20 protein-coding genes are annotated in these 20,650 nt (G+C 58.5%); 9 read left to right on the top strand and 11 right to left on the bottom strand.

Annotated elements, in window-relative coordinates:
• Positions 1-19 precede the first annotated feature (19 nt).
• From ACR0DJ_RS08495 to ACR0DJ_RS08475, 5 genes are all read right to left on the bottom strand, one after another.
• Positions 20-871, bottom strand: a complete 852-nt coding sequence (locus tag ACR0DJ_RS08495) for a LysR family transcriptional regulator (protein ID WP_480686244.1) — start codon at positions 869-871, stop codon at positions 20-22.
• Between the two features lie 31 nt (positions 872-902).
• Positions 903-1,094, bottom strand: coding sequence for a hypothetical protein (locus tag ACR0DJ_RS08490; protein ID WP_425078080.1), 192 nt, complete (start codon positions 1,092-1,094; stop codon positions 903-905).
• Positions 1,095-1,175: 81 nt separating this feature from the next.
• Positions 1,176-2,996 carry a M3 family oligoendopeptidase gene (locus ACR0DJ_RS08485; protein ID WP_257600522.1) on the bottom strand — a complete coding sequence of 607 codons (1,821 nt, stop codon included), beginning with the start codon at positions 2,994-2,996 and terminating at the stop codon, positions 1,176-1,178.
• An 85-nt stretch (positions 2,997-3,081) separates the two neighbouring features.
• Entirely contained in the window at positions 3,082-4,056 is a 975-nt protein-coding gene (locus tag ACR0DJ_RS08480; RefSeq protein ID WP_480684547.1) for an alpha/beta fold hydrolase, read from the bottom strand.
• Positions 4,056-4,346: an SCP2 sterol-binding domain-containing protein gene (locus tag ACR0DJ_RS08475; protein ID WP_425078082.1), complete on the bottom strand. Its 291-nt coding sequence runs from the start codon at positions 4,344-4,346 to the stop codon at positions 4,056-4,058. The genes ACR0DJ_RS08480 and ACR0DJ_RS08475 overlap by 1 nt, the downstream gene beginning before the upstream one ends.
• A 30-nt stretch (positions 4,347-4,376) precedes the next feature.
• On the opposite strand from ACR0DJ_RS08475, the gene ACR0DJ_RS08470 reads away from it, so the two are divergent.
• The 6 genes from ACR0DJ_RS08470 (at position 4,377) to ACR0DJ_RS08445 (ending at position 10,281) form a co-directional block, all read left to right on the top strand.
• The gene (locus ACR0DJ_RS08470) at positions 4,377-4,985 is read left to right on the top strand and encodes a tetratricopeptide repeat protein (RefSeq protein ID WP_425078083.1); all 609 of its coding nucleotides are present in this window, start codon (positions 4,377-4,379) and stop codon (positions 4,983-4,985) included.
• A 21-nt stretch (positions 4,986-5,006) separates the two neighbouring features.
• The gene (locus tag ACR0DJ_RS08465; protein ID WP_480684544.1) at positions 5,007-7,832 is read left to right on the top strand and encodes a helicase-related protein; all 2,826 of its coding nucleotides are present in this window, start codon (positions 5,007-5,009) and stop codon (positions 7,830-7,832) included.
• Between the two features lie 6 nt (positions 7,833-7,838).
• Entirely contained in the window at positions 7,839-8,204 is a 366-nt protein-coding gene (locus tag ACR0DJ_RS08460) for an RNA-binding S4 domain-containing protein (protein ID WP_480684542.1), read from the top strand.
• A 66-nt stretch (positions 8,205-8,270) separates the two neighbouring features.
• Entirely contained in the window at positions 8,271-8,609 is a 339-nt protein-coding gene (gene fdxA / locus ACR0DJ_RS08455) for a ferredoxin FdxA (protein ID WP_152457680.1), read from the top strand.
• A gap of 282 nt (positions 8,610-8,891) precedes the next feature.
• Entirely contained in the window at positions 8,892-9,401 is a 510-nt protein-coding gene (locus tag ACR0DJ_RS08450; RefSeq protein WP_152457681.1) for a CarD family transcriptional regulator, read from the top strand.
• A 118-nt stretch (positions 9,402-9,519) separates the two neighbouring features.
• Positions 9,520-10,281, top strand: coding sequence for an ion channel (locus ACR0DJ_RS08445; protein ID WP_480684540.1), 762 nt, complete (start codon positions 9,520-9,522; stop codon positions 10,279-10,281).
• Here the strand turns inward: ACR0DJ_RS08445 and cobS are convergent.
• Complete coding sequence (cobS, locus tag ACR0DJ_RS08440) at positions 10,278-11,042, bottom strand: adenosylcobinamide-GDP ribazoletransferase (RefSeq protein ID WP_480684539.1); 765 nt, start codon at positions 11,040-11,042, stop codon at positions 10,278-10,280. The genes ACR0DJ_RS08445 and cobS overlap by 4 nt on opposite strands.
• Before the next feature lie 78 nt (positions 11,043-11,120).
• Between cobS and cobT the strand changes: the two genes are divergently transcribed.
• Positions 11,121-12,131, top strand: coding sequence for a nicotinate-nucleotide--dimethylbenzimidazole phosphoribosyltransferase (cobT, locus tag ACR0DJ_RS08435; protein ID WP_480684537.1), 1,011 nt, complete (start codon positions 11,121-11,123; stop codon positions 12,129-12,131).
• Between the two features lie 30 nt (positions 12,132-12,161).
• On the opposite strand, the gene ACR0DJ_RS08430 is transcribed toward cobT, so the two are convergent.
• Both ACR0DJ_RS08430 and ACR0DJ_RS08425 read right to left on the bottom strand, forming a co-directional pair.
• Positions 12,162-14,042, bottom strand: a complete 1,881-nt coding sequence (locus ACR0DJ_RS08430) for a monovalent cation:proton antiporter-2 (CPA2) family protein (protein ID WP_170344686.1) — start codon at positions 14,040-14,042, stop codon at positions 12,162-12,164.
• Positions 14,043-14,062: 20 nt separating this feature from the next.
• Positions 14,063-14,518: an Lrp/AsnC family transcriptional regulator gene (locus ACR0DJ_RS08425; RefSeq protein WP_425078089.1), complete on the bottom strand. Its 456-nt coding sequence runs from the start codon at positions 14,516-14,518 to the stop codon at positions 14,063-14,065.
• A gap of 147 nt (positions 14,519-14,665) precedes the next feature.
• On the opposite strand from ACR0DJ_RS08425, the gene hppD reads away from it, so the two are divergent.
• Positions 14,666-15,763 (top strand): 4-hydroxyphenylpyruvate dioxygenase, encoded by a 1,098-nt coding sequence (gene hppD / locus ACR0DJ_RS08420; protein WP_480684535.1) that lies wholly within the window; start codon positions 14,666-14,668, stop codon positions 15,761-15,763.
• Positions 15,764-15,851: 88 nt separating this feature from the next.
• Here the strand turns inward: hppD and ACR0DJ_RS08415 are convergent, their stop codons facing one another.
• On the bottom strand, positions 15,852-17,777 hold the full coding sequence (locus tag ACR0DJ_RS08415; RefSeq protein WP_480684534.1) for a hypothetical protein: 1,926 nt from the start codon (positions 17,775-17,777) through the stop codon (positions 15,852-15,854).
• Between the two features lie 164 nt (positions 17,778-17,941).
• Here ACR0DJ_RS08415 and ACR0DJ_RS08410 point away from each other — a divergent pair, with 164 nt between their 5' ends.
• On the top strand, positions 17,942-18,637 hold the full coding sequence (locus ACR0DJ_RS08410) for an SIMPL domain-containing protein (RefSeq protein WP_480684533.1): 696 nt from the start codon (positions 17,942-17,944) through the stop codon (positions 18,635-18,637).
• A 2-nt stretch (positions 18,638-18,639) separates the two neighbouring features.
• On the opposite strand, the gene ACR0DJ_RS08405 is transcribed toward ACR0DJ_RS08410, so the two are convergent.
• On the bottom strand, positions 18,640-19,350 hold the full coding sequence (locus tag ACR0DJ_RS08405; RefSeq protein ID WP_480684532.1) for a GNAT family N-acetyltransferase: 711 nt from the start codon (positions 19,348-19,350) through the stop codon (positions 18,640-18,642).
• 2 nt (positions 19,351-19,352) lie between these two features.
• Complete coding sequence (locus ACR0DJ_RS08400; RefSeq protein WP_152457691.1) at positions 19,353-20,645, bottom strand: O-acetylhomoserine aminocarboxypropyltransferase/cysteine synthase family protein; 1,293 nt, start codon at positions 20,643-20,645, stop codon at positions 19,353-19,355.
• Positions 20,646-20,650 lie beyond the last annotated feature (5 nt).

Raw genomic sequence — 20,650 nt, 5'->3', positions numbered from 1 at the left:
CTTCACCCTATAGATTATTTTAATCTTCAGCTGCGCTCGGCCGAAGAGCCGCCGCAATGTCACTCGCCCTTTCGACAAACCGTGGCGCCCGGTCCGCGTTGAAGCGCGCGAAAAAGATCAAAGGCGGCGCAGTCCAATCCGAAATGAGCGAATTCAACCGGCCTGCGTCCAACTCCCCTTGCACAAGCGACCTGGGAAGAAGCGCCACACCCATCCCCTCGCTGACCATCGGCAGACATGCGGACAGCGCGCTGGAATGGACGATCTTGCCAGCATCGTAGCCACGCACCTTCGCCAATTCATGCAAGGCATTCCCCGCTGCCGTGTGACGCGCATGGGTCAATACAGCGCGGTCAAAGAAACGCCCGACCGAGGCTCCGCCCGCAAGGCCATCGGCAACTTCTTCATTCGCCACCCAGACATATGTTTCGCTGGAAAGCATTCTTTCGCCTGACGTCCGCGACGTAAACGGGGCATTCTGCAGGGCAAGGTCAAGCTGCCCTTCTCGAAGGCGTTCTTCGATTTGGCGAGACAAGTCGACCTGAAGTTCAACCCGAAGGTTAGGGTATTCCCGCCGCAGCTGGCGGAGGAAGGGTTGGAGCCAAGTACAGGCGACCAGTTCTGTCACACCAAGCCGCAAACGTTCTTCGATAAGCTCCTGTCGACCGGCCGCTTCCAGCAACGCCTCTCCCGCCCGAAGCACGTCCCGCGTCCGCTCAAGAAGCTCTTTGCCTTTGGTGGTCAGACGTACGGAACCGGCGTCGCGATAAAGAAGCGTGACATCCAAGGCAGCTTCCAATGCAGAGATCCGCGACGAGATGTTGGGTTGAGTTGTGCCAAGGGCAGCGGCTGCCGCTCTAAAGGTTCCCATGTCCACAACAAATGAAAAGGCTTCGAGCTGCTTAAGTGTGATCCGGCTTTTTATCATCTTCAATCTCATGATCAGTTTTCATGATCATGCACGGCACCGACTTTTCAGCAACTTCAATCGGGCAGACACCACTTTTCGAACACACGACTTCGTCCGCACGGCGTGCTGAGCAGACGTTGGTTTTGCTGAAGGCAAGGGCTGCTCCGTCCCGCGTAGCGGGCATTCAAGAGCTCCTTGGGTGCGACATCGCCGAGAATGGAGGGTTTCCGCACGGCGGATGTCGCTACCCACTGTCACGGGCGTCTCAGCTCTCCATCGCCTCCAACTCGTCAATGAAGCCTGAGATCATCGACAGGCCCTTGTCCCAGAATTTCGGGTCGCTGGCATCCAGCCCGAACGGGGCCAGCAGTTCCTTGTGGTGCTTTGATCCACCTGCGCGCAACATTTCGAAATACTTGTCCTCGAACCCCTCGGCGCCGCTTTCATAGACCGAGTACAGCGCGTTCACCAACCCATCGCCGAAGGCATAGGCATAGACGTAGAAGGGCGAGTGAACAAAGTGCGGGATATAGGCCCAGAAGGTCTCGTACCCGTCCATGAATTCGAATGCGGGGCCAAGGCTTTCGGCCTGAACGCTCATCCACAGGGCGTTGATGTCGTCCGGGGTCAGTTCCCCCTCGCGACGGGCGGCATGCAGCTTGCATTCAAAGTCGTAGAAGGCGATCTGGCGGACCACCGTGTTGATCATGTCCTCGACCTTGCCCGCCAGCAGCACCTTGCGCTGTTCGGGGGTTTCGGCCTTGTCCAGCATCTTGCGGAACGTCAGCATCTCGCCGAAGACGCTGGCGGTTTCGGCCAGCGTCAATGGCGTTGACGACAGCATCTCACCCTGATCGGCGGCCAGAACCTGGTGAACACCGTGGCCCAGCTCATGCGCCAGAGTCATGACGTCGCGCGGTTTGCCCAGGTAGTTGAGCATCACATAGGGGTGCACATCGGTCACGGTGGGGTGCGCAAAGGCGCCCGGGGCTTTGCCGGGTTTCACCGCAGCGTCGATCCAGCCTTTCGAGAAGAACGGGGCCGCGATGTCACCCATGCGCGGGTCAAAAGCGTTATAGGCATCCATTACCGTCTTTTCGGCTTCGTCCCAATTGACAATGCGCGTATCTTCCATCGGCAGCGGTGCATTGCGGTCCCAGACCTGCATGACGTCCAGACCCAGCCATTTGCGCTTCAGCTCATAATAACGATGGCTCAGTTTGGGATAGGCGGCCACGACCGCCTCGCGCAGGGCCTCGACCACTTCGGGCTCGACATCGTTCGACAAGTGACGCCCTGTTTGCGCGGTCGGCATCTTGCGCCAGCGATCGACGATTTCTTTCTCTTTGGCCTGCGTGTTGTGGACTCGGGCAAATGTTTTGATGTTCTCCTGAAACACGCGGGCCAGTTCGCGCGCCGCTGCCTCGCGTTTGGAGCGGTCCTGTTCTGTCAGCAGGTTCAGGGTGCCTTCGATGTTCAGTTCATTACCGTCCACATTGAACGTCAGACCGGCGATGGTTTCGTCGAACAGACGCTCCCACGCGTCGCCGACAACGCCCAGATCGTGCAGGAATTTCTCAAGCTCATCAGACAGCTGATAGGGCTTCATCGCGCGGATGCGGCGGAACACGGGTTCGTATCGGGCGAGATCCGGGTTGGCAGCAAAATGCGCCCCAAGCACATCATCTTCAATCCGGTTGATCTCGAGCGTGAAAAACACCAGAGGCGTTGTGAAAACGGTGATCTTTTCCTGCATGTCCGACAGGAACTTGGCCCGCTCTGCGTCAGTGGTCAGCTGATAATAGCGCAAACCGGCAAAGGACATGATCCGGCCTGCGATGGAGTTGATCTTTTCATTGCGCTGAACGCAGGTCAAAAGGGCCGCGGCGTCCAGTTCTGCAAGCTTGCCTTCATAGTCAGCAGCGAAAGCCGCACATTCGCCCTCCAGCCAGTCCAGGTCGCGCGCCAGTTCGGGCGCCTCTTCGGATGCGTAGAGATCCGTCAGATCCCATTCGGGCAGATTGCCCAGATTGTCGGCACCGCCCATTGCGTTTGCGTCACGGACGGGAAAGGGAAGGTCGCGCATGGATCACCTTTTGTAGACTGCTTTTGCAAACATCTAGGGCTGGCGCGCCCGGATCACAAGCGGCCAGTCCCGAAGGTGAAAAGGTTTACGATGAAACCAGCCTGGACGCCCCATTTGATTGGTTGGCCAGGAAATGCTTGGCAAGCTGGTCCAGAACCGGCCCCCGAACGTCGGGTGCTTCCATCAGCACCTCGTGTTCCCCGTCCGGGATTTCGATCAATGTGCCGTTCGGCCAATTGGCCATACGTGCCCGTATGGCCTTGCGATCGACGATTTGTTCGTGGCTGCCCAGAAAAGTCAGACAGGGTGTCTTCGGCGCGGGCTGTTCCATCAACCATTCACATTCGTCCAGCGACTCGCGCAGCCAGCGGTTTGAGGGGGCACCAAGTGCCAGTTCGGGATGCGCATTCAGCTGTTCTTGCATCATCCGGTACATGTCGGGGTCGCGGGTCAGCATATTCCCGTCGAAAGGTTGCGACAGGACATAGCTTTCAAGCGTTGTGGTCGGGGGGGTGCGTTCGCCAAGGCCAAGCGCCGTGCCCCAATAGGCCGTAACGCGGCTCAGGGGTTTCATCACCGGAGTGAAGAAAATTCCCCACATCGGGCCCGTGAACGCGCAAGCGGCAAAGCACCCTTTTTCGATGACGGCACGCAACCCGATGGCGCCGCCCATCGAATGCCCCACGACGTACCACGGTTTTGGCAAATCCAAAGCGTCTGCAAGGTCCAGGGTTGCCTGAACATCGTGCTGGTAATCGGTGAAATGATCGACATGGCCGATGCGTGGGTTTTCCAGCAGCCGATCCGCAAGACCCTGACCACGCCAGTCGACGGCCAGCACCGCGAAGCCACGATTCACGAATTCTTGGGCGGTATTGCCATACTTTTCGATGTATTCGGTGCGTCCGGGAAACACCATGACGGTGCCATGGGCGCGACCAACCGGACGCCAGTGACCCACGCGAATGCGTTTTTGGTCAGACGTCATCAACCAATGGGCCTGTCCACCGGCAGGTCCGCCGGCCACGTCTTCAAAAAAGGGGGCCGGCGACAACTCCATCAGGCCAGCACCGAGGCAAGCTTCATGGCAACACCCATGTCGCCATCAATGCTCAGCTTTCCGGACATGAACGCGCCGGTCGGATTCAGTTCACCGCTGAGGATCTGTTCGAACGTTTCTACGTCAGCGCTCATGGTGACACTGGCCTCTTCATCGCTGACCCGCGCACCGTTTTCGTCCAGAACGATCGAACCCAGATCGGTGATGGCAAACTTGGCCGTGTCATCAAACGCGCCGCCATCCAGTTTTTCGTTCAGCGCGGCAGCTGCCTTTTCAAGAGTCTCGCTCATGCTTTTCCTCATATTGTTAGTGCGCCGTGAATGGACATCCCCGGTCGCAACGCTACACTGACTATTGTTATGAGCATTGCAATTCACAATCTCAAAGGTACCGTTGCGGCACTTTTTGTCCTAGTCACGTTTTCCACCAGTTGTTTCGCGCAACAGGCGGATTCACGGGACGAGGATGAACTGCTGCAAAAGCTGGCACAGTCGACTCCCGAACAGGCAATTGCACTGGATCGGCAGTTGCAGGCGTTGTGGTCGCAATCCGGCTCGCCGTCGGCTGATCTGTTGCTGGAGCGGGGACGCGAGGCCTTGGACGAGGGCGATGTCGACGCTGCTCTGGATCACCTGACGGCGCTGACGGATCACGCGCCTGATTTTGCCGAAGGCTGGCATCTGCGCGCATCTGCCTTTTTCGGGGTCGAGCGGTTTGGTATGGCGGCCGCCGATCTGGAACATGTGCTGACGTTGAATCCAAATCACTATGAGGCGATTTACGGTCTGGGGCTGATCTTCGAAGTTGTCGGGGAACCTCGGAAAGCCTACGAAGCATATTCTCGGGCCTTGGCTATACATCCCCATCACGAAGAAGTAACCAATGCCGTGAATCGGCTGAAGCCTCAGGTTGAAGGCAAGGCGCTGTAGGGCTCGGGGCAGGGGGCGAATGTGAGCGGGTCATCCCGAATCGTGGCCGTACTTGGCCCGACCAACACCGGCAAAACCCATTACGCTATCGAGCGCATGCTGGGCTATCGGACAGGCGTGATCGGTCTGCCGCTGCGCCTGCTGGCGCGCGAGGTCTATGACAAGATCGTTGCGATCCGTGGTCCGTCGGTGGTGGCGCTGGTTACCGGCGAGGAACGGATCGTACCACCCCGCGCCCAGTATTGGGTGTGCACGGTTGAGGCGATGCCGGAAGGCATGGGCGCTGATTTTGTTGCCATCGATGAGATCCAGCTCTGCGCCGATCCGGAACGGGGTCACGTCTTCACCGACCGTCTGCTCAGGTCACGCGGCACGAACGAGACATTGTTCCTGGGCTCGGACACAATGCGTGGCCCCATTGCGGCGCTGGTCCCCCAGGCACAGTTCGTGCGGCGAGAGCGGATGTCGCAACTGGTCTACTCTGGCTCCAAGAAGATCAGCCGGATGCCCCCGCGCAGCGCCATCGTCGGGTTCTCGGTCGAAAACGTCTATGCCATCGCCGAATTGTTGCGCCGCCAGAAAGGTGGTGCTGCGGTGGTTATGGGCGCGCTCAGCCCGCGGACCCGGAATGCACAGGTAGACCTGTACCAAAACGGCGAGGTTGACTACCTGGTTGCTACGGACGCTATCGGGATGGGGTTGAACCTGGATGTGAACCACGTTGCGTTTTCATCCCTGTCCAAGTTCGACGGGCGCCGGATGCGTCCACTTGCGCCGAACGAGCTGGCGCAGATCGCTGGCCGGGCAGGTCGCGGGATGTCGGATGGCACCTTCGGCGTAACCGGAGAGGCCCCGCCGCTGGACGAGGGCGTGGCGCAGGCGATCATGGACAGCCGGTTTACGCCGATGAAAAAGCTGAACTGGCGGAATGCCGCCCTTCGGTTCGGCTCGATTGAAGCGCTGATCGACTCGCTTGAGGTCAGCCCGGATGATGAACACCTGATCAAGGCCCGCCCTGCCGACGACCTGAACGCGTTGAAATCGCTGTCGCAAGTGACCGAGGTTGTCGCCCGTGCAGGCGACGGCCCGTCCATCCGGTTGCTGTGGGATGTGTGCAGAATCCCTGATTTTCGCGGTATCAGCCATGCGGAACACGCCAGTTTGCTGGAGGTGATCTATGGCCATCTGCATGAACGGGGAACTATTCCCGACGAGTTCATGGCACGGCAGATCAGACGGATCGATCAGACCCACGGCGATATCGACGCGTTATCTAAAAGATTGGCATATATTCGCACGTGGACATATGTTGCGCAGCGAAAAGGGTGGGTTCGTGACGAATCACATTGGCGTGACGAAACCCGCATTGTAGAAGACAGACTGTCCGACGCTCTGCATGAGCGTCTCACGCAAAGATTTGTGGATCGGCGCACATCCGTTTTGTTGCGCCGGCTCAAGCAGAAGGAGGCCCTTTTGGCCGAAGTAAATGACAAGGGTGAAGTGACCGTCGAAGGCGAATTCGTCGGTCGTCTGGAAGGGTTCCGGTTCATCCCGGACAAAAGCGCGCAGGGAACCGAGGCGAAAGCTCTGAAATCGGCGTCTCTGCAAGCACTCGCGCCGCAATTCCATCTGCGCGCCGATCGCTTCTACAACGCGCCCGATACTGAAATTGATTTCACTGATCAGGGTGGTCTGATGTGGGGTGAATACGCCGTCGGCAAGCTGGTTGCCGGGGCAGAACCTCTCAAACCTATGGTCGAAGTTTTCGTTGATGAAGCCGCAGGGCCGGATGTCGAGCAGAAAGTGCAGCGCCGTTTGCAGCACTTCATCGACCGCAAGGTGGCCGCTCTGTTCGAGCCGCTGCTGAACCTGTCCCGCGATGAGGAACTCAGCGGCCTTGCCAAGGGTTTTGCTTTCCGCATGGTCGAAGCTCTGGGTATCCTGCCCCGCGCACAGGTCGCACAAGAGGTCAAGGATCTTGATCAGGACGCCCGTGGCGCCTTGCGCAAGCATGGTATCCGGTTCGGCCAGTTCACCATTTTCATGCCGCTGCTGCTGAAACCGGCCCCCACGCGTCTGCGTCTCGTGCTTTGGGCGCTGTCCAGCGGTTTGCAGGAATTCCCCGAAGCGCCACCTCCGGGCCTGGTGACCGTGCCGGTCGCAAAGGATGCACCGCAGGGCTATGACACCATGTGTGGCTACCGCGATGCGGGCGAGCGTTCGATCCGTATCGACATGCTGGAACGATTGGCGGACATGCTGCGCGCTGAAGACAGCCGCGGCGGGTTCGAAGCCAAACCCGATATGCTGTCGATCACCGGGATGACGCTGGATCAGTTCGCTGATCTGATGCAGGGGTTGGGATACAAGGCAGAACGCGGCGAGCGGCCGAAAGTCAAACCTGCACCGGTCGAACCGCCAGCGGCAGATGAGGCTGACAAACCGACCGCCGAAGAAGCCCCGGCAAGTGAAGTCGCGGCAGAAGAGGTCGCAGCACCCGCCGAGGCAGCAGCCGAGGCCACCGAAAGCACCGAGGCGGCAGCCGAGGCTGGCGCGGAAAGCCATCCCGCAGAACCAGTTTCTGACGAACCCGAGGTTGAAGTGTTCTATACCTTCACTTGGGCCCGTCAGCGACAGCCCAACCGGGCCCCGCGTCGCGAACAGGGACAGGGCAAGGGCAAACCGCGTGGCAAACCGCAGGATGGCCGTGGCAAACCTCACGGCAAGAAGGGCGGCAAACCTCAGGGCGCCAAGACCTTCTCGTCACGGCCTCCGAAAAAGGAAAAGGCGATTGATCCCGACAACCCGTTTGCTGCTGCGCTGATGGGTTTGAAGGACGGTAACTGATCCGAAATGGCCGAGGCCAGGCTGCGGGTTGACAAATGGTTGTGGCAGGCGCGGTTCTTCAAGACCCGCAGCCTGGCCGCCAAACAGGTCGGCGCCGGCCATGTCAGGTTGAACGGAAACCGGGTTCTGAAACCGGCGCAGGTCGTGGCCCCGGGCGACGTTCTGACCTTTCCTCAGGGCCGTATCGTCCGCGTCGTGCGCATCGAAAGAATCGGGGATCGCCGTGGTCCGGCCCCCGAAGCGCAAACGCTGTATTTCGATATGACAGAAAAACAGGACGTCCCGCCCAAAAATCCGGGGTTTGAGGGAAAAGGTCGCCCGACCAAGAAAGATCGCCGCTCACTTGATCTTTCTCGCACCAAAGATCGCTGATCATATCTTGAAGAGTAGGCCAGACTGAATTAGCTAAACGCTCAAACCGCAAACGGGAATCCGATCATGACCTATGTTGTCACCGAAAACTGTATCGCCTGCAAATACACCGACTGTGTCGAAGTATGTCCGGTGGACTGTTTCTATGAAGGTGAGAACACGTTGGTCATCCATCCCGATGAATGCATCGACTGCGGTGTTTGCGAACCGGAATGCCCGGCCGACGCGATCCGCCCCGATACTGAACCGGGCATGGATCAATGGGTCGAATTCAATCGCAAGTATTCGGAAATGTGGCCCGTGATCGTCACCAAGAAAGATCCGCTGCCCGATGCGGAAGAACGCGACGGTGAAGAAGGCAAGATGGAGAAGTATTTCTCGGAAGCACCGGGCGAAGGTGGTTGAACGATTCGCGCTCAAACCCCTGTTTGATGTGCAAAGAACACGGCACAACCTGTTGAAAACAGGTTGAATATGAAAATTTACCGCAGGGTAAACTTTCGGGTGTCGTATTTTTGTGATATACTCGGTTCTTGTATGATGACCGAGATTGGGATGCGCTCCACAAGTATGCTCGCTTTGGAGATTTGAATTTGTGACAATATCGCCGCCTGTCGGGGCTGAAACAGTCCCCGCATGTGGTGTTTTTGTTGTCCGTGTCCCGTCCGTAAGCAAGGAAAAAACTGAATGACAAAGTCGAAAAAGCTCGAGTTCCGCCCGAACGACTATGTTGTCTACCCCGCCCACGGCGTAGGCCAGATCATCTCGATCGAAGAACAGGAAGTCGCGGGATTCTCTCTGGAGCTGTTTGTCATCTCATTTGAGAAAGACAAGATGACTCTGCGCGTGCCGACCAACAAGGTTACCGAATCCGGTCTGCGGTCGCTCAGCTCGCCCGACGTGATCAGTCAGGCGATGAAAACACTGAAGGGAAAGGCAAAGGTCAAACGCGCCATGTGGTCGCGCCGTGCGCAGGAATATGAGCAGAAAATCAACTCGGGCGATCTGATCTCGATTGCGGAAGTGGTCCGCGATCTGCACCGCACGGACGATCAGCGCGAGCAGAGCTATTCCGAGCGTCAACTGTACGAAGCTGCCCTGGAACGTCTGACCCGCGAGGTCGCGGCCGTTTCTGGTGCGGGCGAGGTATCCGCCGCCAAACAGGTGGACGAAGTTCTGACCTCACGCGCTGCCTGATAGCGAACTCTGTGATTAAACGGGCCGCTCCAAGTTTGGGGCGGCCTTTTTTCGTGGCTTGGTGAATTCCGCGAGTGCCGCTAATTTCACTGTAGATGCAGCAAGCTACAGGGCGGACATGAAGCAGACAGTTAGATATCTGTATATCGGGCATGACCCGATTTCGGTCTGGTTTCGGTACGCGCTGATCCTGTTCGATGTTGCGACAATCGTTTTCTTTGTCGCGACGGCTCACGTCCCTCATGGTCCCGGGTTGGTTCTTGCAAGCCAGTTGATCGGTTTATTGATATTGTTGGACTTCTCTGCGCGGCTTTGGATTTCAAAAGACCGCTGGAAGTTGCTGCGCCAGATTTATACGCTGGCGGATATTGTCGTCATCGTCTCGCTGGTTCTGGATCCGTTCCTAACGGGCAACCTGGCTTTCCTGAGGATTCTGCGTGCCTTGCGCCTGATCCACTCATACCATCTGCTCAGGGACTTGCGACGCGACAGCAGCTTTTTTCGCACCCATGAAGACGCGGTGATTGCAGCAATCAATCTGATGGTATTTGTCTTTGCCACCTCTACGGCGGTTTTGGTGTTCTTCATTCCGGAAGACGTACAGACGCCTTACATAGATGCGCTGTATTTCACCATGGCGACCCTGACCACGACCGGCTTCGGTGACATCACGCTGGACACCCCTGGCGGGAAGCTGTTCTCGGTCTTCATAATGGTCGTGGGTGTCGCGTTGTTTGTCCGTTTGGCGCAGGCGATTTTCATGCCGCAGAAGGTACGTCACAAATGCCCAAGCTGCGGGTTGTATCGGCATGATCCGGATGCCGTGCATTGCAAGCATTGCGGTGGAACACTGCGGATCGAAACAGGCGGCGCGTCCTAAATCTGCGCGCTGATGGCAAGCAGAAACGCGATCTCTGCCAGTTGTTGCGATGCCCCAAGTATGTCCCCGGTCTGGCCGCCGATTTTCTTGCGCGCTGTCAGCGCCAAGATGGCTGCAACCAAGGCAGCAGATAAGATGGCGGTGATCGCCGCACCCCCGCACAGGAAAACGGCGATTGGAACGGCAAGGCCCAAGGACACGCTGACCGAAATCGCGCCGGGGGTTCCCACCGAATGGCTCAGCCCGGATTTTCTGGCGTTTGGCAGGGATGACATCAAAACCGGCATCAGGGCGCGTGAGAACACGCAGGCTGCCAGAATCGCCCAAATCGACCCGGTTGCCAAAATCGTGGCAACGGCCGAAACCCGAGCAAGCTGAGAAAAAACCAAAGCAAGAACACCATAAGTTCCGATCTGGCTGTCTTTCATGATTTCAAGTCGACGTTCAGGGGTGAATCCGCCCCAGAGCCCGTCGAACGTATCGGCAAGACCGTCCTCGTGCATCGCGCCCGTCATCATGATCAAAGTCGCAACCAACAAGGTCGCGGCAACAAAAGGGGGTAGATGAAAAACCATTGCCAACCATCCAACCAGACAGGCCATCCCCCCGACGACCAGCCCGGCGATGGGGAAGGCCCATGCCGCCTGTGCCTGCCGTTTGAACACAGGTTCGGGCAATCGGGGCAGGGGCAGGCGGGTCAGCAGCACCAGCGCCAGCGGAATATCCCACAGGGAAAAGGGATTGGTGTCGTTTTTTTGCACGCCCGTGCCTTTCGGGGTCTTGTTGGATTCATTGCTTCGGTTAAACACACTGGACCACTCTGATGCAATGAGGCTTTCATGTTGCCTGAACTGAATGATTTGAACGCGTTCCGCGCTGCGCTCGCAGCGGCTCCGGGGCCGGATGCCACCGCGGCGCAGGGCGCGGCAGAGCGAAACGGACAACTGACGAAACCCCCGGGTGCGCTGGGGCGACTTGAAGATTTGGCAATCTGGTACGCTGGATGGCGAGGAGATGCCCGGCCACAGATCACGGCGCCACAGGTCATCGTCTTCGCCGGAAACCACGGAGTCACCGCACAGGGGGTTTCGGCTTTTCCGTCGGAAGTGACCGTGCAAATGGTGATGAACTTCGAACATGGTGGTGCGGCGATCAACCAGCTGGCGCGGGCGGCCGGTGCGGCGATGGATGTACACGCGCTGGATCTGGACAACCCGACCGCAGATTTCACCAAGGCACCGGCCATGACGGAAGCCGAACTGCTGGATGCGCTGCGCACCGGCTGGCAGGCCGTGGACCCGCAGGCAGATCTTTTGGTCGTGGGCGAGATGGGCATTGGCAACACCACCCCGGCAGCCGCCATTGCCTGCGCGCTGTTCGGTGGTGACGCGGCCGATTGGACAGGTCGCGGGACGGGCGTCGATGATGCAGGGCTGACCAACAAGACCCGCGTTGTGGCCGAAGGTGTAGCGTTGCACAGGTCAGAGGATGGCCTTGAGATCCTGCGCTGCCTGGGAGGGCGTGAGATCGCAGCGATGGCCGGCGCGATTGCCGCCGCGCGGATATTGCGCATTCCTGTGATCCTTGATGGGTTCATCTGCTCGGCCGCCGCTGCCTGCCTGTTGAGGCTGTCGGATACCGCGCTGGATCACGCCGTGGCGGGCCACCAAAGCGCCGAGGCCGCGCACGGTGCCGTATTGGCGAAGCTGGGCAAGGAACCGCTGCTGAGCCTTGGTCTTCGGCTGGGCGAAGGCTCGGGCGGCGCACTTGCAATCAATATTCTCAAAAGCGCCGTGGCCTGCCATTCCGGTATGGCCACCTTTGCCGAGGCAGGAGTGTCTGACGGTTGACTCCTTGCCTGACCCGGGCACAGGCTTGGGTCAGGCGGATTTCTTGGCGTGCTTTTCAGCCAGTTCCAGCAGCGCGGTTTCCAGATCCTTTTCCAGCTGCTGGGCGCGCTCGATGTATTTCTGGTTTTCGGCTGTCGGCAGACCCGGGACCCATAGTTCGGCGAGATCGCGAACAGACATCCGGTCATGGTGATAAAAGGTCTGTTCCGCCTGTGCGGCCTCATACTCACTCAGCCCGATATTCTCCAGAACATAGCGGCCGGCGCGCAAGGAGCTGTCGAACAGTTCCCGCACGATGTCATTGGCGCCAGCCTGATAAAGCTCGTACACATGGGTCCGGTCGCGGGCGCGGGCGATGATGTGCAGGTCAGGGCGCTGCCGTCTGGCATAACTGACGAGCCGTGTGACTTGCTTGTGGTCATCCATGGCGGCGACAAGGACCGACGCTTTTTCCAACCCCGCAGCGCGCAGCAGCTCGGGGCGAGTGGGATCGCCCAGAAAGCCTTTGACGCCGAAACGGCGCATCAACTGAATGGTTTCGATGTTGTGGTCCAGCACGACCGTCTTGAATCCGCTGGCCCGCACCAGCCGGTTTACAATCTGCCCGAACCGACCAATCCCGGCGATGATGACGGGGCCTTTTTCGTCAATTTCGTCCGGCACAGGTTCTTTGGAAGTGTCGCCGATCTTTCGCGACAGAAGATCGTAGATGATGAACAGAAGCGGTGTGATCAGCATCGTCAAAGCGATGATCATCAGCAGTTTTTGGGACAGGTCGGGGGGGATGACATTCTGTTGCGTGGAAAATGCCAGCAGCACAAAGCCAAACTCACCCGCTTGCGCCAGCCCCAGGGTGAACAGCCAGTGATCGCGCCCACGCAACTTGAAGGCCTTGCCTACAAGATACAGGATGATCCCTTTTGCAAGGATCAAAAGAAGCGCCAGACCGATCAGGTCAAGGGGGTCATCAAAGAAATAGGCAACATCGATGCCGGCACCGACCGTGATGAAGAATAGCCCGAGCAGAAGCCCCTTGAATGGCTCAAGGTCACTTTCCATTTCATGTCTGAACTCGGAACTGGCCAGAACCACGCCCGCCAGAAAAGCGCCCAGGGCAGGGGAAAGCCCGACGAGGGTCATCAGGAAGGAAATCCCGACCACGATCATAAGCGCCAGGGCGGTATACATCTCGCGCAGGCGGGTCGCGTGGATGAAGCGAAACAGCGGGCGGGTCAGGTAGACACCGGCCAGAATGACAAACACAACTGCGCCGATCGTGACCAGCGTGACGGCCCAACCCGGCAAACCTTCGACCAGAGAAAGGCTGTGATGGTCCGCACCGTGAAGGTCTCCGGCCCCGCGGTCGATCGAACCATCCGACTCGATATGAGGCATGGCAGGTAAGGCCAGAAGTGGCAGCAAGGCCAAGATCGGAATGACAGCTATGTCCTGCGTCAACAGCACCGAAAACGTAGCTCGACCGCCATTTGTCTGCATCAGGCCCTTTTCAGACAGGGTCTGAAGAACGATTGCCGTCGATGAAAGCGACAAGGTCAGCCCGACGGCCAGAGCGACCGACCAGGGGTGGTTGGCGTACATTGCCACGGCGGCGATTGCAGCCGTTGACAACGCAACCTGCAACCCGCCCAATCCCAGCAATTTGTCACGCATATCCCACAGGGCGCGCGGTTCCAGTTCCAGACCGATCAGGAACAGCATCATCACCACACCGAATTCGGCAACGTGCTGAAGGTTTTCCGTTTCCGCGCCGACAAGCCCGAGAACAGGGCCAATGATGATCCCGGCGGCCAGGTATCCCAGCACCGATCCCAACCCCAGCCGTGCAGACAGGGGAACGGCGATCACCGCCGCCGCCAGATAGATCGAAGCCTGATATAGGAAAACGTCCATAAATGTCCTCTCGGGCCCGTTCAGGTGGGCAGGGGCGCGTCGCGTTTCAGTTGGTCCATTACGATCTGGCTCTGAACCCTTGCAACGGCAGGATGCGGCAGGATGATCGAATGTAGCAAGCTGTTGAGCGCGGAAAGATCGTCACAATAGATGTGCAGCAGGTAATCTGCCTCTCCGGTCATCGTCCATGCGCTGGTAATTTCGGGGCGGGTGTCGACCATGCGCGCGAAGCTTGCGGATTGTTCAGGGCCATGCGTCCCCAGATGGACTTGAACAAAACCTTGCACTTGCAGACCAAGTTTCAACGGGTCCAGCCGGGCGGCATACCCGGTGATGTACCCTTCGGCCTCAAGCCGCTGGCGGCGGCGTCCTGCCTGACTGGGCGACAGGTTCAGCATTTCGCCCAGCTGGTGCGCGGTCAGGTGTGCGTCCTTTTGCAGGGCGGAAAGCAATCGCTTGTCGGTCGCGTCCAGCATGTGCGGAAAAATCCTGCCTTTATTGACTTTTATGCGCGTTTTGCGCGCCTGTTGGCAGTTTACACGAAAACAATGCGCAGAAACAGCGTCATAAAAGTCATATTTTTGAATCAGCAAAGAAATTCCTGTTTTTGAAGGAGACGCGCCATGGGTCCTTTCCCACACAACGCCCCGAAATCTGTTATCAGCGAGGAAAACCCAGCCGGAACCGATGGGTTTGAATTCGTCGAGTTTGCCCATCCTGAGCCGCAGGAACTGCGGGACCTGTTCGCAAAGATGGGGTTCGACCTGGTGGCCCGCCACAAGGAAAAACCCGCCGTCGAGCTGTGGCAGCAAGGGGATGTCACCTATATCCTGAACGCGGATCCCGACAGCTTTGCCGCGAGGTTCGTGGACGAGCACGGCCCTTGCGCGCCATCCATGGGCTGGCGCGTTGTTGACGCGCAAAAGGCCTATGACCATGCGGTATCGAAAGGTGCGGAGCCTTACGACGGCGCTGACAAGAGCATGAATGTACCTGCGATCAAGGGCATCGGCGGATCGTTGATCTATTTCATCGATCAATATTACGACACATCGCCTTACAATCAGGAATTCGAATGGATCAAAGAATCCAAACCACGGGGTGTGGGTTTCTTCTATCTCGATCACCTGACGCACAACGTTTACAAGGGCAACATGGACAAGTGGTTCAAGTTCTACGGCGACCTGTTCAACTTTCGCGAAATCCGATTCTTTGACATTCAGGGCAAGTTCACCGGGCTTTTCAGCCGGGCGCTGACATCTCCTTGTGGCCGCATCCGTATTCCGATCAACGAAGATCGTGGTGAAACGGGTCAGATCGTGTCTTACCTGAAGAAATACAAAGGTGAAGGCATTCAGCATATCGCCGTCGGCAGTGACGACATTTACGCCTCGACCGATGCAATTGCGGAAAACGGCCTGAAATTCATGCCGGGCCCGAACAAGGCGTACTACGAGATGTCCAAAACCCGCGTGGCCGGCCACGAAGAGCCGCTGGACCGGATGATGAAACACGGCATCCTGATCGATGGTGAAGGCGTTGTCGACGGTGGTGAGACCCGGATTCTGCTACAGATTTTCTCGAAAACCGTCATCGGACCGATCTTCTTCGAGTTCATTCAGCGCAAAGGCGACGACGGTTTCGGCGAGGGAAATTTCCAGGCGCTATTCGAATCCATCGAACGTGAACAGATCGAAAGCGGCGAGATTTCCGCAGCCTGATTGCAACGCACTGACACGCCGGGGGCAGTTCATCTGCCTTCGGCGCTTTTATGTGACAGTTGTTGCGTCAGAAGATCGGATGCCGGTTTCAGCTGCGCGGCATCGCCAGGGTCACGTTGCGGCCCTTTTTCTGATATCGAAGCTCACTGTCGCTGATCGCGATGACTTTGCCGCCATCAAGGCGGTCTCCGACTTTCAGTTTTTTGTAACGCCCGCTGGGAAGTCGCACCAATGCGCGTCTGTTGGCTGGCGTGCCGTAGACCCCGATCAGGTTCAGCCTGCGCAGGTTGATTGCGTTGTCGATCGTGGCTTGTCGTGCGACCGACGCGGTCGAAGGGATTTTGGGTGCGACGGTCTTTGGTTGGAACGATCCTGCGTCATCGGATTTCTGATCCAATGCTGCGGTAGACCCCAGATTCGACCGGTTTGAAGCAGATGCTTTGGCAGGGGTCAATCCGGCTGGGCGGGACTTGGGGCGCGGGACCCTTACGACAGCCAGGGCCGTAGGTGCCTCATCGACCTGTGGCTTGACCTGAAGGCTTTCCGGGCGCGCTTTCGGTCGCTTGGATGCCAATTCCTCCAATGACCGGCCACCCAGCTGACCGCGCTCGAAACTCTCGACCAGATCAGCCGGGCGCGGCTTTGGCCGAATACCTGCCAATCTGTCGTCGGCTTCGTCAACCAGCGGTTCTTCTTCGAAACGAACCGGGGTTTCAGGCGGAACCTTGGAGGGGCGCCCCAGAAAAACAACGACCCCATCCGGATTCACGCTGCCTTCCGGTGTTGGCACGACCAGGCCGTTCGCATCCAGATCAAATCGTGTGCCAGCAATGTTTGGGGATACGTCGGGTTCAAAAGGAGCGTCGGTGTCAAAACTGGGGTCGGGCGGCAGGGCAACCGCATCCTTGAACAGATCGGCGTTGTCGAGCGATGCCAGATACAATTCCTGCGGTTCTACTGTCTCGGGTGTTTCCGGCGCTGCGGGCGCTGACGTGCTGACGCCCGTAACGGCCTGGACATCCTTCAGTGTCTCGGGATCCCGAGCGACGGAGTCCACCGCGGTGGGGGCAACCTTGAGGGCCTCCAGAATGGCTGCATCTGTTGCAGTCAGATCCGGCTGCGTGCCGGTCTCGGTTTCTGAGGCCGCTTTCTCAGGCTCTTCGGCGTCATCGGTCGCAAGCTTTGGAGCGACTTGTTGCGGGGCTTCCAGCGCAGCCGTGTCCAGCTCTGGTTCAGAGGCCGGAACCGCAATCTGCGCCGGGCTCTGTTCCGCCTGATCCTGTTCAGGGGCGGACCCCGATGCCAGCCATACGCCAACAAGCCCACCAACAAGAAGCACAGCGGCAAAGACAGGAATGGCAGACCGGTTTACCCCTGAAGATGTATCAAGATTGTTCGCTGTTTCCCGGGGTGCACGGAAAGCCTCGGGCGCGGCGGTGCCGGCAATCGGATGGGTGGGCAGGCCGGAATCATCGGCTTGTTCAACTGCGTCCATTTCCACCGGAGATGGCTGGTTTTCCGGGTGTGACAGATCGGAAGCGTCCGAGGTTTCGCGAAACAAGGCCTCACGCGGGAACGCGCCCTTGCTGTCTTGGGCGGTGAACGCCACCACAACAAAACCATGTTCTGCGGCAAAGGTCCGTGCTTCGGCCAGCGTTTCAACCGCCACGGCAGCAACACAGGTCGTGTCGCCTTCGGTCTGGCTGTCATAACTCAGTTCCGACAGGGCGTAAGGCGTGGCTTCGACCAGAGCACTTTCGATACGTTCCGTCCGGTCTTGCGATGGCAACCCATCAGTCGAAACCTGTAGAAACCGAACCTGATCTTCTGGCAGCACGAGCTTGCAGCTCAGATCATTTTCCAGCGCAAATGCTTTTTCCCGCAACGCCTGCATCTGCCCGGACAAGTCCTGAACATCCAGCGGAATCGTACCGATGACAAACCAGTCGTCATCGGAACGGTGGTGCAGTGTTATTCCGGTCGCAGAAAAAGACAGCGCAAAGGCGGGTTTCATATTCCGGAGGAACCATAATTATCAACGTCAATGCAAACGACTTTGCGTTTGCAGGCCGACATTAAAGCAGGAACCCGCCGAGGGAAAGAAAAAGGCGGTATCTCCTCTTGTATGGCCAAGCCCTGCCAACCCATCTTAGTACAGAACAAATTGGAGTGATAACCTTGAAGACATTCGCTTTTCTGGCCGCGATGATGGCGGCTACGGCTGCCGGGGCCGCTCATGCGGAAGAACGTCGCATCAACGTTGATGCAACCGGAACAGTGCAGATTGCTCCTGATATGGCGACGATAACCCTGGGCGTGACCCACGAAAACGCCGAAGCCTCGGCTGCGATGCAGGCGACGTCGGATGCCGTTTCCAAAGTTCTTGCGCGCCTGACCGAGATGGGTATCGAAGATCGTGACGTCCAGACACGGGACCTTTCATTGTCGCCCGTCTGGTCGGGTCGTCATGGACAGAATGGCGAGAAGCCTGAAATCACCGGCTTTACAGCGTCCAACCGCGTGTTTGTGCGTGTGCGCGACCTGACCCAACTGGGGAAGGTCATGGACGCGGTCATTCAGGACGGCGCCAATGATTTCGGGGGCCTGAGCTTTGGCGTGCAGGATCCCAAACCGATCGAGGCGCAGGCGCGCGCCAAGGCCGTCGGCGAAGCCACTGCCAAGGCCCAGCAGTTGGCACAGGCCGCGGGCGTGACGCTCGGCCCGGTTCAGTCGATCTCGGAACAATCGGCAGGTATCCGTCCGATGGCAGAAATGCGCGCGCTGAGCATGGCGGATGCGGGTGGTGTTCCCGTCGCGGGCGGCGAGGTTTCGATTTCCGTCAGCGTCTCGATGGAATTCGAGATTTCAGAATAGGGTCAATCCTTTGCACGGGCCATCAGCGGTTTGCGCTGCTGGCCCGTGCTGTCAAAATTGTCGGGCGACAGCCAGGCTTCGAATGCATCGCGAATGCGCGGCCATTCAGTGTCGATGATCGCGTACCATGCCGTGTCCCTGTTGCGGCCCTTGTAATGGGTCGCCTGCCGAAACACCCCTTCGAAAGCAAACCCCAGCCGTTCAGCGGCATTGCGTGACGGTGCATTCAGTGCATCGCATTTCCACTCGTACCGGCGATAGCCAAGCTCGTCGAAAACCCGTTTCATCATGAGGTACATGACCTCGGTCGATTGCGGCTTGCGTTGCAGCAGCGGCGAAAAGTGGATGTGACCGACTTCGATGGCACCCGCCGCGGGTTCGATCCGAAGATATGAGGCCATGCCCACCGGCACTTCGTCCGCATCCAGTACGGTATGAAACATCGGGTCCGCATCCATGCAGTTGGCGCGGGCCCAGTCTTCAAACTGCGGCTCACTGTCAAACGGGCCATAGGGCAGGTATGTCCAGTTGCGGCCATCCTTGTCATTTGCAAACGCCCGGAAAAGTCCGGGCGCATGGCGATTCACATCCAGCGGCACGACAGAACAGTACCGGCCTTCCATCGGTGTATAAGGCGGTGTCGGGCGCGGAAAGTCACCCGTCACCGGCAAACCGATGGGCTGGCCCAGTGCGTTTGTGGCGTGCCCGGCCATTGTCAGGCGCTGGCCTTGGCGAGGGCCTGATCTAGGTCCGCGATCAGGTCGTTCACGTCTTCGATGCCGATAGACACCCGCACGACACCCGGACCTGCCCCGGCAGCCTCTTGCTGTTCCGGTGTCAGTTGACGGTGGGTGGTCGAGGCCGAATGGATGATCAACGAGCGGGCATCGCCCAGATTGGCCACATGGCTGAAAATCTCAAGAGCGTTGACCAGTTTGATACAGGCGTCATAACCGCCCTTCACCGCAAAGGTGAACAGCGCACCGGCGCCACGTGGATACTGCGATTTGACCCGGTCTTTGTAAGGTGATGACGGCAATCCCGCATAGGTGACGTATTCCACCCGGTCATCCGCTTCCAGCCACGCAGCGATTTTCTGGGCGTTTTCAACGTGACGCTCCATCCGCAGCGACAGTGTTTCGATTCCCATCAGCGTGTAATGCGCCGCCTGCGGGTTCATTGTCATACCCAGATCGCGCAGGCCAATGGCAATACCGTGGAACGTGAAGGCCAGCGGGCCAAAGGTCTCGTGGAACTTCAGGCCGTGATAGGCTGGCTCGGGTTCGCTCAGTGACGGGAATTTGTCATTCGCGGACCAATCGAACTTGCCAGAATCCACGATGCACCCGCCGGTGACGGTGCCGTTGCCGGTCAGGTACTTGGTGGTTGAATGCACTACCAGCGTCGCGCCGTGCTCGATCGGACGGCACAGGTAGGGCGTGGCCGAGGTGTTGTCGACGATCAGCGGGATGCCCGCTGCATCAGCAACATCCGCCAACGCACGGATATCAGACACATAACCGCCCGGGTTGGCGATGGACTCGCAGAACACGGCGCGGGTGTTTTCGTCGATGGCATCCTTCACGGCATCCAGATCATCGGTGTCCACGAATTTGGCGGACCAGCCAAAGCGTTTGATCGTCTGGCTGAACTGCGTGACCGTGCCGCCATACAATCGGGTCGAAGCGACCACGTTGCAGCCGGGCCCCATCAACGGGAACAGCGCCATGATCTGTGCCGCATGCCCGGACGAACAGCACACCGCCCCGACGCCGCCTTCAAGCGTCGCCACGCGTTCCTGAAGAACGGCGACGGTTGGGTTGGTCAGGCGGGAATAGATAAAGCCCACCTCTTGCAGGTTGAACAGGGCCGCTGCATGGTCTGCATCACGGAACACATAGGCAGTTGTCTGATAAATCGGTGTCTGGCGTGCTCCGGTCGCCGGGTCGGGGCGGGCGCCCGCATGAATTTGCAATGTGTCGAAACCGTAGGTCGGGCCGTCAGACATCTTGA

The sequence above is a fragment of the Ruegeria sp. BF10 genome (assembly GCF_056538725.1).
Note: the sequence above shows the minus strand (reverse complement) of the source record. Positions and strands in the feature narration are given on the sequence as shown.